The following is a 13,310-nucleotide window of genomic DNA, read 5'->3' on the forward strand; positions in this document are numbered from 1 at the left end:
CAGGGCCAGCCCATCCCGATCCGCGCCAGAGCTCGCTGGCTGCTGCTGTTCGGCCTGCTCGCCGGTTGCACTCAGGTCGGGCCGGATTTCCGCACACCGCCGAGCCCCTGGCTGGCGGGCTGGAGCACACCGACGCTGGAACAGGGCAGCCGCCGTGCGTCCAGTCCAGACCTGCGCCAGTGGTGGACCGTGTTTGCCGACCCGACACTCGAAGCCCTGATCAGCGAAGCCGATGCGCATAACAGCGACCTGCGGGTGGCCGGTTTGCGCGTGGCCGAGGCGCGCGCGCAGTTGTCCATCGTCCAGACCGGGCGCTATCCGCAGTTGCAACAGGTGCACGCCGACAGTCTTTTTCTCAAGAGCAATCAGTCCGGCACGGGGGCTCACGACTCGGTGTTCTGGCAGTCCAGCCCTGGTTTTGATATCGCCTGGGAGATCGATTTCTGGGGCCGCTTCAGCCGCGCCATCGAGTCCGCCGATGCCGCCTACTTCGCCTCGCAAGCCAATTACGCTGACGCCCAGGTGCTGCTGCGCGCACAGGTGGCAGACACCTACTTTGCCTTGCGCACGGTCGAGGCGCGCCTGGACATCGCCCAGGAGAACGCCGCGCGACAGGCGCGCAGCCTGGAGATCACCGAACGGTTGTTTCGCCACGGTGAGAACGACGAACTCGACTGGCAACAGGCGCGAACCCAGTACCTGGCGACCAAAGCCACCATCCCCGAATTCGAGGATCAGGTGAACGCCTTGCGCAATACCCTGTGCGCGCTGATCGGACGTCCACCCGGACCGATGCCGGAGCTGGACGCGCGCCACGGGCAGTTGCCGCTGCCTGATCGCGCGGTGCTGCAAGAGGTGCCGGCGAGCCTGCTGTTGCGCCGCCCGGACATCCGTGTCGCCGAGCAGGCCGTGGCCGCGCAGTCGGCGCAAGTCGGTGTTGTCGAGGCTGACTTGTACCCTTCACTGAGCTTGCTGGGCAGCATCGGTTGGACGTTCCTCTCTGCGCACAACCTGCCCAACAGCTTCAACGTGGCCGCCGGCCCGAGCCTGGTGTGGAACCCGTTCGATTATGGCCGACGCAAAAACGCGGTGCGGGTGGAGGATGCGCGCCTGCAACAGCTGATCGAAGTATTCCAGCAGGACGTGCGTCAGGCCGCGCGCGAGGCGGACGACGCGGCCAGTGGCCTGGTGCGGGCGCTGGAAAGTGCGAGCATCCACCACGACGCGGCGCAGGCTGCCGAACGCTCGCTGAACCTGGCCAGCGTGCAGTACCGCGAGGGCTTCGCCGACTTCCAGCGGGTGTTGGACGCGCAATTGATCTTGCTGCAACAGCAGGACGGCTACCTGGTCAGTCGCGGCAACGCGGTCGGCAGCCTGGTGGCGTTGTACAAGTCCCTCGGCGGTGGTTGGGACAGCGCGCGGGCGTCGGTTGATCCGGCGACCCGTCGACAGATGGAGAACCGCACCGATTGGGGTGACCTGCTGAACGAGCCGGCGCCCACGTCCCAGCAACCAGGTGAAGCGAAATGACCGACACCCCAGCGCCAGACACTCCGCCCGCGCCAAAATCGGCCGCTCCTGCGCCGGACCGTAGCCTCAGATGGGTGCTGGCGCTGATCGCCCTGAGCCTGATCTGGTACCTGCTCGCCGACCGGTTCACGCCCTACACTCAGCAGGCGCGCGTGCAGGCTTACGTGGTGCCCGCGACCGCCGAAGTCGCGGGTCAGGTCACGCGTGTGGCGGTGGGCAATAACCAGGAGGTGCGCAAGGGCGATGTGCTGTTCGAGCTGGACCAGGAACAGTACCGCATCGCCCTGGCGCGCGCCGAAGCGGACGTCGATACGGTGCGTCGGCAGATCGGCGCCAACACCGCGGGGATCAGCGCCGCACAGGCCTCGCTGGCTGCGTCCCAGGCCAACGAGCGCAAAGCGCGGCAGGACAGCGAGCGTCTGCAACGGCTGTACACTGAAGACCCGGGCACGGTGTCCGCGCGCCGCCTGGAAGCCGCGCAAGCGACCCGCGATCAGGCCATCAGTCAGGTCGCTGCGGCCCGCGCCGAGGTCGAGCGGGCCCGCGAGCAACAGGGTGGCCACGAAGCGGACAATGCCCAACTGCGCAGCGCTGCCTCTACGGTGGAGAAGGCGCGGCTGGACCTGCAACGCACGGTGGTGCGCGCCGAGTCTGACGGGCTGATCACCGACCTGCGCACCGATATCGGTCACTACGTCGCGGCCGGTAGCCCGGTGATGACCCTGATCGCGATTCACGACCTGTGGATCAGCGCCGACATGACCGAGAACAACCTCGGCCAACTGCACCCCGGCGTGCAGGTACTGGTGGTACTCGACGCTCGGCCCGGCGAGCTGTTCCATGGTCGAGTACGCAACATCGGCTACGGCGTGAGCGTCGGTCAGAGCACGCCGCCGGGCAGCCTGCCAACCATCCAAAACAGCCGGGAATGGCTGCGCCCGGCGCAACGTTTCCCGGTGATCATCGAGCTTGAGCGCGACGAGTTGGCCAACAGCAGCAACCTGCGGGTCGGCGGCCAGGCTGAAGTCATGGCGCTGCCCAACGAGGGCAACCCGATGAACCTGCTCGGGCGCCTGTTCATGGGCTTCATGAGCTGGATGTCTTATGCCTATTGAGCTGCGTCGCCGGCGCGCGCTGCGCTTGGCCTGGGGCACCGCGCTGTGCCTGGCAGCCAGCTACGGCCTGGGGTTGCCGATACCGATTCTGGCACCGATCTTCGCCCTGTTGCTGCTGGCCTTGCGCAGCCAGCCGCTGCCGTTGCGGGTGGCGCCGGCCTTGGCGTTGATGGTATTGATCAGCGCCGGCAGCGGCCTGTTGCTGATCCCGCTGCTGCGCCACGCACCGGTCAGTGGTGTACTGCTGGTCGGCGTGGGACTGTTTCTATGTTTCCGTTTCTCGCTGAGCGGCGGCAACGGCCTGCTGGCGAACTTCCTGGTGATCGGCCTGACCATGGTCTCGGCGGCCGGCGCCAGCGATTTCACTTTAGCGTTGTCGGTGGTCGAGGCCATGGCCAAAGGTATGTTGCTGGCAGCACTGAGTGTCACACTGGTGCATCAACTGTTCCCCGAACCGGCGCACGCGCCAACCTTGCCCGCGCCGCCATTGGCAGATGCGCAGGAGGTTAACTGGATCGCCCTGCGTGCCACGCTCATCGTACTGCCTGCTTTTCTCCTGGCGTTGATCGCGCCGGACCGCTTCATGCCGCTGGTGATGAAATCAGCCAGCCTGGGCCAACAAAGTTGCGAGACCAGCGTGCGTCAAGCCGGCCAAGAACTGATCGGCTCGACCTTGCTCGCCGGGGTGCTGGCCATCATTGTGTGGGGCGGGTTGAGCCTGTTCGTGCACCTGTGGATGTTCTTCCTCTGGACGTTGTTGTTTGCGCTGCTGCACGCACGTCGGCTGTACCGGGTGGTGACAACACAACAGAGCCCGGGGTTCTGGCTGAACTGCCTGTCGACGATGTTGATTCTGCTCGGCCAGTCGGTGCAGGACAGCGCGGCCGGCCAGGATGTCTACCGCGCGTTCGCGGTGCGCATGGCGCTGTTCATCCTGGTGTCGTTGTACGCCTGTGCGATGCTTTATTGGCTCGACTTCCGGCGCCGGCCGCGGGTGGAGGGCTAGGGTTTGTTCGGGTCGGAACTGGCTCTGGGAACCTGCAATGACACCAGTCGCGCGAGCACGATCGCCGGATACAACTGGCCGATCAGTGCTTCGAGATTCGCCAGCGATCTGGCGGCAGGCGCCACGGGCACTATGTCGCCGTAGCCTACGGTGGTCAGCGTGACGAAGCTGAAGTAGATCCAGATCGAGCGATCTGACGTGGTTTCGGCGAGTGTACTGCCGGAAAACGCACCTGGATGGTTGAGGATCACCAGTTGATACGCCTCAGCCCAAACGGTACCCATCAATACATATAGGGCGACAGCGCCGCTGATTCGGTCGAGTGTCACAACACCTGACGCAAACACTTTCATCGCGGTCGCCACGCTGATCAGCGCCAATGCAAGGAGGGTTGTTCCCTCACGTATTTCTACGGTGAAACTATCCGGAAATAACCATCCGATGCCACGCACACCGATCGCGAGGAGGGCCACCAGCGCAACCGGGGTCAAGATCAGCCCTTTGTGTCTATCCATAAGCAGGATCAAACCGTTCAGCAGCACCAATGCGAACAGCAGGTCCTGAATGATTCGCCCGACCAGACTGTTTTGCGTGGAGAGGAACGGGAGCACGAATACCATGAGGACAATCAGCAGCAACAGCGCGACCAGGCTGTTACTGAGTAACGACGCGATAAGGCCTCGCACGATCGGACGCATGGCATCGTCCCTCTTTAAACGAAAATGGGTTAGCGTTTTTGTTCAGTCGAGGATAGTCATTACTGCGGGATCAGGTGGCAGTTACTGCAAACAGCAATTAGTTGAGCGGTGCGGCCGTACAACTCATTTCCCCCGAGCCTGGCTTCTGCAAAACAACCACGTCGCCGTTTTGCCAGAAACTGTAGTTCCCTTGGTAATCCTTGCCCGTGTAATGAGCGCCCGACTCACTCTGCACCTGTCTCAGGGTCAGCGCGGTGTTCGCCCATTTCAGGTACAGCACACCCGGCTGCGTGTTGAAAAAGGTGGCGGCAACCAACGCGTCAAGTCCCGCACACCGAAAAGCCAGGGGGCCGTCAGTGAGGCTGTCTGGGTCCTTGGTTCTTACAATGGCCGAGCCTTGGCGTAACTGGTGCGCGCGTTCAGCATAATTGCGAATCGCGCACTCCCTGGGGACCGGCGCGGAGGCGCACTGATTACGCGCCGCGACCCAAAACTGCTGATCGATGATGACTTTGTCCGGGTTGGGTACTGAATGCTCATCCGTCAGCGCCAGGCGATAAAGACGCGTGAGTTCGATGTCCATCTGCTTCAGTTGCGGATCGCGACAGACGAGCTTTTCGACGGATGCCTTTGCCTGAGCGCAGTCGAAACTGGTCCTCAAGATGGGCGAAGGGGGCGCAGCATTGGCCCCGGTGCTCGTTGCCACGCACAGGCTGGCGACAAGCAGGCGGGTGAACAGGGGCGTGATCAATTTCATGCTGGCTTCACCCAGATCATTACGTGATGCCCGGATTGCCGTGCAAAGGCGTATCGCAGTGTAAGTCAGTGCTCACAGCTTGTCACACCGCCCAGCCCGCAGGGGCCGGCGCAGCGACGATGCACCGCCAGGCATGATATCGTCGCGCCTTAGCCATCGCCGTCTGGAATATCCGTGAAATTCATTCACCAGCGCGAGCACCTGAATGAAGGTGACATCGTGCTTATCGAGTCCTCGAACACCTGCAATATCCGCCTGATGACCGACGCCAACTTTCGTAGTTTCAAGAATGGCGGGCGCCACATCTACCACGGCGGCGCATTCGACAAATTCCCGGCGAAAATTGTCGCCCCCAGCAGCGGGTTTTGGAATATCACCATTGATACCGTGACCCGCGGGGCGATCAGCGTAACGCGCAAGCCGAATCTCAAACACTCGGTCAAGATCATTCGGCGTTCTGCTTCGTGACTGTCTTGACCGTTAGTGAGCCGCTTTACTGGACTTGATTACGCCCATTGCGCTTGGCCTGGTATAGCGCATCATCGGCGCGAGTCACCAGACTTTCCACGCTGTCGCCCTGTTCGACCAGCGCGATGCCAAACGAGGCGGTTATCGTTTCCAACACTTCATCCATGTTGCGTGCCTTGATCCGTAAACTGCGGAACTTCAGACGCAGTTGCTCGGCAAACGCATAGACGCTGTCGATATCAGAACAGTCTTTGAGGACGACGCAGAACTCTTCGCCACCATAACGGGCTGCAATCGCTTGAGGCGGCAGCGCATTGCGTAACAACTGACCGACATGTTGAAGCACGCGGTCGCCCAGAGGATGGCCATACCGGTCATTGAATTGCTTGAAGTGGTCGATATCGAGCATGACCAGTGCCACACGCTCGGGGGCATTGATCAGGGTTTGCTCCAGCAAACGGGTGAAGGTGTCTCGATTGAAGACTTGAGTCAGCCCATCCAGGGTCGCCGCGAGCTGGGCACGCTCCAGCTTGTCGCGCAGATTTTTGATCTCCCCTTGCGCCGCATGCAACTGGGAGAGAAACAGCTCTTGCTGCTCCTGCATAAGCTGGGTGCTCTGCTGCAGCTCGCTGAGCAAACTCGGCAATCGTTCTTCGACTGGCGCTTCAAGCATCTCCATGCAGTGCCCGAGACTGGCCTGAAAGTTGAGATTGCCCTCCAGGTTACTGGAAACGGTGTGTTCCATGCCGTCAACTAAATCGATCGCCTGTTGCTGCCCAACGCGCGCTTCCTCCAACTCATCCTGAATGATGTATTCGCGGAACAACCGGGTCGCGGATTCGGCAGAGAAACAGTCGAAATCCTCGACCGCCCTGTCCAGGTGACGATTGAGTTCTGGCTCCTGGCCTTTGCTGTAGGTGTACCAGAGGGCGTAATGAACCGGGTTGGGCGCAATGTTGTGACGCATCATCAAAGGCACGGCCTGCTTCAGCAAGGAAGCCGCTTCGTGAATGTCCTCCGGATAGAGTGCTAGAGCAGTCGTACGCTTTTCAGGTTGGCTCATGACGTCACTGTTGTTATTTATTAGTCGCCGGAATATACAGCAAGGCTGAATCGACCACCCTCATGGATGGCACTGAGAACCGTTTATTTTTTTGCCTGCTGAACGTCCCAGCTGCCGGCTTCGCAAATGCGCGCCTGTCATTGCCACACCTAAAGGGAAAATGAAGGTTTGATCAGTATGGCTGCGCTGCAAGGGTGAGCAGGGGGAGGGTGTCAGTTGCAGATGCTTTCATGGGAGGTTCCACTGATGGGGATGAGTCTGATGCTGACTTTATCCATCGAGCAGATTGCCGGCAAAGCGGGTTTTGGCTCGGCGACGACTTTTCGCGAACGCTTTCAACTGTGCCTGGGCATCAGTCCACAACGCTATTGTCGAGGGTTCAGACAGTTGGCGGCGGTTAACCTGATCGCAATCGATTTGCCGCCAACTGCCAGTGACAATCAACTTCCAGCGCTTGTATTCAACGCCGCTTCAGCCGCCGCAATTTCAGCCTGACGCTTGATGATCATGTCGCCGATCGGTGGCCCCTGGAAGCGTCGCGCCTCGAAGCCAAACCAGACGATGGCCGTCAGCACCAGAAAACCAAGGGTGATGTACAACGCCCAATCGTTCGGTGGCTGGATACCAATGACGAAGATGATCACCATCGAGAGAATCGAGAGGAGGGTGAACACGGTGTACCAGAAGCGCCCGATATTCCAGGGTCCCATGGTTGGCCACTTCGACGTCCCGTAAGCAAACAGGCCCAGTACGATGGGAATGATGAAGGAGAAGAACAGGAAAATCACCGTGCAGGAGACGACGATCGTATAGACCGGCGTTGCCCCGACCGAGATCACCGACGATCCCCAGTCGAACAAAACGGCGAGGATCGCCCCCGTCCAGATCGCCGCTACCGGGCTGCGAAAGGTCGGCGAGACCGAGGCCAGTGCCTTGGAACAGGGCAGGCCACCGTCGCGGGAGAACGCGAAGATCATGCGTGAAACCGAGGTCACCGTCGCCAACCCGCAGAGGATCTGGGAAATGTAAATCGCCACATAAAGCGCGAGCTTGATCGTCGGGCTTACCTGAGTGTTCATGGCCCAGAAAAACACGTTCCAGCCTTGCTTGGCCGCCTCATCCATGTTCGGCAGCAAGAGCACGAACGAGCACAGCATGACCCAGCCGAACAGCAACGACCAGACCACCGACATGACCATCCCGCGTGGCACCGACATGGCCGCATTGCGGGTCTCCTCGGAGGTGTGCGCGGACGCGTCATAGCCAGTGATGGTGTAGATCGGCAACAGCAGACCGAGCATGAAAATCCAGCCATTCGACACCTGTGGCCAGACGGCGCCACCGGCATCGCCGGAGTAGTTGCTGAAGGTCCACAACCGCGCGAACTCATAGCTGGGTGCAGAGATCAGGCAGACGATGGTCAGCGCGAGCGCCGTGGCGAAGATCAGGTAACCCGAGAAATCGGTGAGCTTCGCGGTCAGGCCGATGCCCAGGTGATTACACAAGGCCTGGAGGCCGGTCAGCACCGCCAGGAAAATCACCCTGACGGTGGTGGTGTCTTCCATGCCCAGAGCCGGTCCGAAGGCGCCGAAAAAGAAGTAATAGGTGCCGACGTTGATTGCACCGAGCACAGTGACCAGCCCTAGCAGGTTGAACCATGCGGTCAGCCATCCGGTAAAACGGTTACCGAGTATCGAACCCCAGTGATACAGACCGCCAGCGGTGGGGTACGCCGAGGAAATTTGCGCCATGGCCATGGCGAACACCCCGGAGATCAGGCAACCGATCGGCCAGCCAATGCCGATGGACGCGCCGCCCGCGCCCGACGTGCCCTGGGCGAGTGAGTTGATACCACCGGAGAGGATGCAGATGATCGAAAAGGAAATGGCAAAGTTGGAGAAAACGCCCATTCGTCGCGAGAGCTGCTGGGCATAGCCCATGCTGTGCAGCACTTTGGTGTCATCGTCCTGCGGCGCGCTGGCGCCGGGTTGAGTTGATGGATTCATGTTGTCTGCCCCTTAGGTTTGGATACGCATCCATCCGGGTTTGCGTTACCGGATGGGCTGGCCTTCAACCGCTGGTCGTACTGCTCCCTTCTCCAACCGATACAACCTGTCCATGTTGTGTGTTCAAGGCTCGACCCTGGACAGTCACTGCTCTACATACGGCCGTGATAGGCCGCTTCAAAAATGTCTGCCGCGCCGGCTCGGGTTAAAGGCAGCGGGTTGCCGCTGGCAGAAGGGTCGACAATCGCCATGTCGGCGATCAGGTCGGCCTGCTGATCATCCACGCCCAGTTCAACCAGCGTGTGCGGCACGCCGATGTCCTTGCGCAGTTTGAGGATGAAGGCCAGAAAACTGTCAAAGCCCGGCGAGGGCAGACGCAAATAGGCCGCCAGGCGGGTGATGCGTTCTTCGATGGCCGGGCGATTGAATGTCAAGACATATGGCATGAAGGTGGCATTGGTCATGCCGTGGTGGGTGTCGTACAGCGCGCCCACTGGATGCGAGAGGGCGTGCATCCCGCCCAGGCCCTTCTGAAAGGCCGTGGCGCCCATTGCCGCCGCCGCGAGCATTTGCGCGCGTGCATCGAGGTCGGACGGTGTGTGTACGGCCCGCACCAGCGCATTAGCCACCAGGCGTATACCTTCTACCGCGATACCATCGGCCATAGGATGGAAACCGGGGGCGCAGTAAGACTCCAGGCAGTGCGCCAAAGCGTCCATGCCCGTGCCGGCGGTGACTTTGGCCGGCATGCCGACGGTGAGGGCAGGGTCGCTGATGACCACGCGCGGCATCATTTTCGGGTGGAAGATGATGCGTTTTGTGTGGGTCCGCTCGTCAATGATTACCGCCGCACGGCCTACTTCGGACCCCGTACCCGCAGTCGTCGGCACGGCAATGACCGGGGCGATGCTGCTTTCGTCGGCGCGTGTCCAGTAGTCACCGATGTCTTCGAAATCCCAGACCGGTCGGGTCTGACCACTCATGAACGCAATGAGCTTGCCCATGTCCAGCCCGCTGCCACCGCCGAAGGCGACCACACCATCGTGTTTGCCGGCGCGCCAGGCGTCGAGTCCGCCCGCCAGGTTGGCTTCGACCGGATTGGGCTTGAGGTCGCAAAACAGCGCAACGCCGAGGCCCGCGGCACGCAAGGCGTCCAGCGCTGCCGTGGTGATCGGGGCACGCGCCAGGCCACTGTCGGTGACCAGCAACGGTCGCTGGATACCTTGGCTGCGACAGACGTCGGCCAGCTCGGTGATGCGGCCGACACCGAAGCGAATGCTCGTGGGGTAGTTCCAGTTTCCAGTCAGGCTCATGGCTCAGATCTCGTGGCGCAAATGGAAGGATTTGGCGCGGGTCAGGTGCTCGTAACCCAGGCGCGACAGCGTCACGCCGCGCCCGCTGTTCTTGACCCCGGTCCAGGCCAGGGCCGGGTCCAGGTAATCGCAGCGGTTCATGAAGATGGTGCCGGTGTCGATCTGGTTGCCCAGGTGTTCGGCGGCGGCGAGATCTTGCGTCCAGATGGACGCGCTGAGCCCGAACTCGCTGTCGTTCATCAGGGCGATGGCTTCGTCGTCGCTGGCCACCGGCATGATGCCAACCACCGGACCAAAGCTTTCCTCACGCATCACCGCCATGTGATGGGTGACGTCGACCAACACCTGCGGCGCGAGGTAGGCACTGCCCGGCGCGTCAGCGAGAAAGGCCTTCGGATCGATCAGCGCCCTGGCGCCCTTGGACAGCGCATCGGCGATCTGACCCCGAACGAATTCGGCGGCTTTCGGCGTCACCAGCGGACCGAGCGTGGTGGCTTCGTCCAGCGGGTTACCCAGCACGTATTGGCGGGTCAGTGCGACGAAGCGTTCGACGAAAGCCGGGTAGAGTGTTTTATCGACATAAATGCGTTCGACGGCGCAGCAGCTCTGCCCGGAGTTGAAGAAGCTGCCATCCACCAGATTTTCCACCGCGTGTTCGAGGTTGGCGTCCGCCCGCACGTAGGCCGGGTCTTTGCCGCCGAGTTCCAGGCCCATGCCGAGAAATTGCCCCATGGCGGCGCTTTGCATGGCCTTGCCGCCGTCAACCGAGCCGGTGAAGTTCACCTGCTGCACCCGTCCAGCGGCAATGATCGCCGCAGTCTGGCCATGATTGAGCAGCAGGTTCTGGAACAACCCTTCGGGTAAGCTGGCACGGCCCATGGCCTCGGCGAAACGTTCACCCACCAGCAGCGTTTGCGACGCGTGCTTGAGAATGACGCTGTTGCCGGCCATCAGTGCCGGGATAATCGTGTTGACCGCTGTCAGGTAGGGGTAATTCCAGGGTGCGACCACCAGCACCGTGCCCAGCGGCTCACGTTTGATATGCCGTCGAAAACCGGCGACAGGCGTAGGTTCAAGCGTTGCCAGGGCTTCCGGCGCAATGGCGATCATATGGCGGGCACGCTCTTCGAACCCGCGCAGTTCGCCAGCCCCAAAACGCACCGGGCGTCCCATCTGCCAGGCCAGTTCCGGGACGATGTCAGCCTTCATCGCCAGCATCGCGTCCACCGCGGCACTGCACAAAACGGCGCGTTCGCTCAGTGGCCGGCGTTTCCACTGTGCCTGAGCGGCTGCGGCAGCCGCCAGCGCCTGCTCGATGTGTGCCGCATCGGCGTAGCGGCGTTCGGCATACACCCGGCCATCGACCGGTGAGATGAGTTGAATCGTCGAAGTCATGGTGCCTCAATAGCGCTCGAAGCCGCGCTGCAGTTCCCAGTCGGTGATCCGCCGGTCGTACTCTTTCTGCTCCCATTCGGCGCTGTGCACGTAGTGGTCGATCACTTCATCGCCGAACGCCTCGCGCAACATGGTCGAGGCCTTAAGTGCGGCGCTGGCATCGCGCAGAGTCTTCGACACTTCTGGCAAGTGCTCGTCGAGGTAGGCATCGCCCTCGAAGGGCGGCGTGAGGTTGAGCTTCTCGTCGATACCGGCCAGGCCTGCTGCGATCAAGGCAGCGAAGGCCAGATAAGGGTTGAGGTCGGCGCCGCCGATACGACATTCAATACGGATCGACTTGCTGCCTTCGGCACACAAACGAAAGCCTGCGGTGCGATTGTCCCGGCTCCATACCGCTCGCGTCGGAGCAAAAGTGCCGGCCTGAAAGCGCTTGTACGAATTGATGTAGGGCGCGAGAAAACAGGTGATGTCGTTGGCGTATTTGAGCTGCCCGGCCACCCAGGATCGCATCAGCTTCGACATGCCAAACTCAGCCTTGGCGTCGAAGAACAGCGGTTTTTTAGCGCTTTTGTCCCAGAGCGAATTATGGATATGGCTGCTGGAACCGGCAGCGTCATAGCGCCACTTGGCCATGAAGGTAATCGCCTTGCCCTGCAGTTCCGCGATCTCCTTGCAGGCGTGCTTGATGATGACGTGGTGGTCGGCCATGGTCAGGGCATCGGCGTAGCGGATGTTGATTTCTTCCTGGCCCGGCCCCCATTCACCCTTGGAGTTTTCCACGGGAATGCCGCTGGCCTGCAGATGCTTGCGAATCGCCCGCAACACGGGCTCCTCGCGGGTGGTCTGCAAGATGTTGTAATCCTCGATGTAGTGGCCGGCCGTCTTCGGCTTTTGGTAGTTGCGCTGGTGGATGGCCTCGTAGCTCTCGTCGAACAGATAGAACTCAAGTTCCGAGGCGAACATACCGGTATAGCCGCGCTCGCGCAGTCGCTCGATCTGCTTTTTCAAGATCGCCCGGGGGCTGTGCGGCAGGTCCCGTCGATGGTGATGATCCAGCACATCGCAGAGCACCAGCGCCGTGCACTCAAGCCAAGGCACCCGTCGCAACGTGGCCATGTCGGGTTTGAGCACAAAGTCGCCATAGCCTTTGCTCCAACTGGCTGCGGCGTAACCCGGCACCGGCTCCATGTCGATGTCGTCGGCCAGCAGGTAATTGCAGCAATGGGTTTCTTCGTGGCCGCTGTCGATAAAAAACTCGACCTGAAATCGCTTGCCGACCAGTCGTCCTTGCATGTCGACCATGCAGACCAGAACGGTATCAATCTCGCCGGAGGCGGCGGCACGCTTGAGTTGGTCAAAGCTGAGGAGGGGCTCTGTCATCACGTAGTCCTGCGTGAGTTGTCTGGGCCTTTCTGAAATAGCTGTTGCAGACGCTCTCCAGAACAAACCACAACCTGCAGACGCGAGCATCGTGCGCAATAAGCTGCCCAAAGCGTAGCCTACTGTTGCTTTAAGCAAGTTGCGCGGATTGAACGAATACTCCTGGGTATCGCGCCAAGTGGTATTACGCCGCTGTCAGGGCAGGCTTCATTTTGCGTGAATGAAGGCGTTTGCAGGGCCTCACTGAGCTACCATGACAACCAGGGATTTGCGTTACTCGGGTATCAACACGGGAGGAATGCAGCAATGACTGAGCGCCATGAGGTCCACAAGGAAACGCTGTCGAATGGATGCAAGATCCAGGTCAAAGCCGAGATATTGAGGGACGGCTCGCTGGAGATGTTGATCGGTGTTTACCGGCCGGACGGCACGGTCATTTTTGAGGATCACAATCCAAAGCCGCACCTGCTGGACATGGAAGCCGCGCTGGACTGGGGTATCGATATCGCGAAAGGTATCGGTAATAGCCAAAGAACGTTGTGAGGCTCGGTTGATGGCGCCCTGGTTCAGGGACCGACC

Annotated in this window: 13 protein-coding genes; 6 read left to right on the forward strand and 7 right to left on the reverse strand. The window is 61.0% G+C overall.

Annotated elements, in window-relative coordinates; translation table 11 throughout:
* The first annotated feature begins 18 nt into the window (after positions 1–18).
* The 3 genes from ACF0H7_RS15535 to ACF0H7_RS15545 are packed head-to-tail and all read left to right on the forward strand — an operon-like array spanning position 19 to position 3,651.
* A complete protein-coding gene (locus ACF0H7_RS15535; RefSeq protein ID WP_397453907.1) occupies positions 19–1,530 on the forward strand; it encodes an efflux transporter outer membrane subunit in 1,512 nt (503 codons plus the stop codon).
* Complete coding sequence (locus ACF0H7_RS15540; RefSeq protein WP_397453610.1) at positions 1,527–2,645, forward strand: HlyD family secretion protein; 1,119 nt, start codon at positions 1,527–1,529, stop codon at positions 2,643–2,645. Before ACF0H7_RS15535 ends, ACF0H7_RS15540 begins: the two co-directional genes overlap by 4 nt.
* Positions 2,635–3,651, forward strand: a complete 1,017-nt coding sequence (locus tag ACF0H7_RS15545) for a DUF2955 domain-containing protein (RefSeq protein ID WP_397453611.1) — start codon at positions 2,635–2,637, stop codon at positions 3,649–3,651. Before ACF0H7_RS15540 ends, ACF0H7_RS15545 begins: the two co-directional genes overlap by 11 nt.
* Here ACF0H7_RS15545 and ACF0H7_RS15550 read toward each other — a convergent pair.
* Positions 3,648–4,349, reverse strand: a complete 702-nt coding sequence (locus ACF0H7_RS15550; protein ID WP_397453612.1) for a potassium channel family protein — start codon at positions 4,347–4,349, stop codon at positions 3,648–3,650. The two genes, ACF0H7_RS15545 and ACF0H7_RS15550, sit on opposite strands and share 4 nt — an antisense overlap.
* A gap of 97 nt (positions 4,350–4,446) precedes the next feature.
* Positions 4,447–5,106, reverse strand: a complete 660-nt coding sequence (locus ACF0H7_RS15555; protein ID WP_397453613.1) for an MliC family protein — start codon at positions 5,104–5,106, stop codon at positions 4,447–4,449.
* Between the two features lie 174 nt (positions 5,107–5,280).
* On the opposite strand from ACF0H7_RS15555, the gene ACF0H7_RS15560 reads away from it, so the two are divergent.
* The gene (locus ACF0H7_RS15560) at positions 5,281–5,574 is read left to right on the forward strand and encodes a DUF1883 domain-containing protein (protein WP_397453614.1); all 294 of its coding nucleotides are present in this window, start codon (positions 5,281–5,283) and stop codon (positions 5,572–5,574) included.
* A gap of 25 nt (positions 5,575–5,599) precedes the next feature.
* Here ACF0H7_RS15560 and ACF0H7_RS15565 read toward each other — a convergent pair whose 3' ends face one another.
* Positions 5,600–6,637 carry a diguanylate cyclase domain-containing protein gene (locus ACF0H7_RS15565; RefSeq protein ID WP_397453615.1) on the reverse strand — a complete coding sequence of 346 codons (1,038 nt, stop codon included), beginning with the start codon at positions 6,635–6,637 and terminating at the stop codon, positions 5,600–5,602.
* A gap of 222 nt (positions 6,638–6,859) precedes the next feature.
* Here ACF0H7_RS15565 and ACF0H7_RS15570 point away from each other — a divergent pair, with 222 nt between their 5' ends.
* A complete protein-coding gene (locus ACF0H7_RS15570) occupies positions 6,860–7,132 on the forward strand; it encodes an AraC family transcriptional regulator (RefSeq protein ID WP_397453908.1) in 273 nt (90 codons plus the stop codon).
* On the opposite strand, the gene ACF0H7_RS15575 is transcribed toward ACF0H7_RS15570, so the two are convergent.
* The 4 genes from ACF0H7_RS15575 to ACF0H7_RS15590 all read right to left on the reverse strand — a co-directional run bounded on the left by ACF0H7_RS15575 (position 7,078) and on the right by ACF0H7_RS15590 (position 12,731).
* A complete protein-coding gene (locus ACF0H7_RS15575; protein ID WP_397453616.1) occupies positions 7,078–8,643 on the reverse strand; it encodes an amino acid permease in 1,566 nt (521 codons plus the stop codon). The two genes, ACF0H7_RS15570 and ACF0H7_RS15575, sit on opposite strands and share 55 nt — an antisense overlap.
* 152 nt (positions 8,644–8,795) lie before the next feature.
* Positions 8,796–9,956 (reverse strand): iron-containing alcohol dehydrogenase, encoded by a 1,161-nt coding sequence (locus tag ACF0H7_RS15580; protein WP_397453617.1) that lies wholly within the window; start codon positions 9,954–9,956, stop codon positions 8,796–8,798.
* A gap of 3 nt (positions 9,957–9,959) precedes the next feature.
* Positions 9,960–11,351, reverse strand: coding sequence for an aldehyde dehydrogenase family protein (locus ACF0H7_RS15585; RefSeq protein ID WP_397453618.1), 1,392 nt, complete (start codon positions 11,349–11,351; stop codon positions 9,960–9,962).
* A 6-nt stretch (positions 11,352–11,357) separates the two neighbouring features.
* Positions 11,358–12,731: a glutamine synthetase family protein gene (locus ACF0H7_RS15590; RefSeq protein ID WP_397453619.1), complete on the reverse strand. Its 1,374-nt coding sequence runs from the start codon at positions 12,729–12,731 to the stop codon at positions 11,358–11,360.
* A 306-nt stretch (positions 12,732–13,037) separates the two neighbouring features.
* On the opposite strand from ACF0H7_RS15590, the gene ACF0H7_RS15595 reads away from it, so the two are divergent.
* A complete protein-coding gene (locus ACF0H7_RS15595; protein WP_397453620.1) occupies positions 13,038–13,274 on the forward strand; it encodes a hypothetical protein in 237 nt (78 codons plus the stop codon).
* Positions 13,275–13,310: the final 36 nt, after the last annotated feature.

Source organism: Pseudomonas sp. NA-150, from assembly GCF_044336365.1.
Classification (GTDB): Bacteria; Pseudomonadota; Gammaproteobacteria; order Pseudomonadales; family Pseudomonadaceae; genus Aquipseudomonas.

Coding starts and splice junctions, on each gene's coding strand:
- ACF0H7_RS15540 (WP_397453610.1), top strand. CDS start 1,527: ATGACCGACACCCCAGCGCCAGACACTCCGCCCGCGCCAAAATCGGCC.
- ACF0H7_RS15555 (WP_397453613.1), bottom strand. CDS start 5,106: ATGAAATTGATCACGCCCCTGTTCACCCGCCTGCTTGTCGCCAGCCTG.
- ACF0H7_RS15580 (WP_397453617.1), bottom strand. CDS start 9,956: ATGAGCCTGACTGGAAACTGGAACTACCCCACGAGCATTCGCTTCGGT.
- ACF0H7_RS15565 (WP_397453615.1), bottom strand. CDS start 6,637: ATGAGCCAACCTGAAAAGCGTACGACTGCTCTAGCACTCTATCCGGAG.
- ACF0H7_RS15545 (WP_397453611.1), top strand. CDS start 2,635: ATGCCTATTGAGCTGCGTCGCCGGCGCGCGCTGCGCTTGGCCTGGGGC.
- ACF0H7_RS15595 (WP_397453620.1), top strand. CDS start 13,038: ATGACTGAGCGCCATGAGGTCCACAAGGAAACGCTGTCGAATGGATGC.
- ACF0H7_RS15575 (WP_397453616.1), bottom strand. CDS start 8,643: ATGAATCCATCAACTCAACCCGGCGCCAGCGCGCCGCAGGACGATGAC.
- ACF0H7_RS15585 (WP_397453618.1), bottom strand. CDS start 11,351: ATGACTTCGACGATTCAACTCATCTCACCGGTCGATGGCCGGGTGTAT.
- ACF0H7_RS15590 (WP_397453619.1), bottom strand. CDS start 12,731: ATGACAGAGCCCCTCCTCAGCTTTGACCAACTCAAGCGTGCCGCCGCC.
- ACF0H7_RS15550 (WP_397453612.1), bottom strand. CDS start 4,349: ATGCGTCCGATCGTGCGAGGCCTTATCGCGTCGTTACTCAGTAACAGC.
- ACF0H7_RS15570 (WP_397453908.1), top strand. CDS start 6,860: ATGCTTTCATGGGAGGTTCCACTGATGGGGATGAGTCTGATGCTGACT.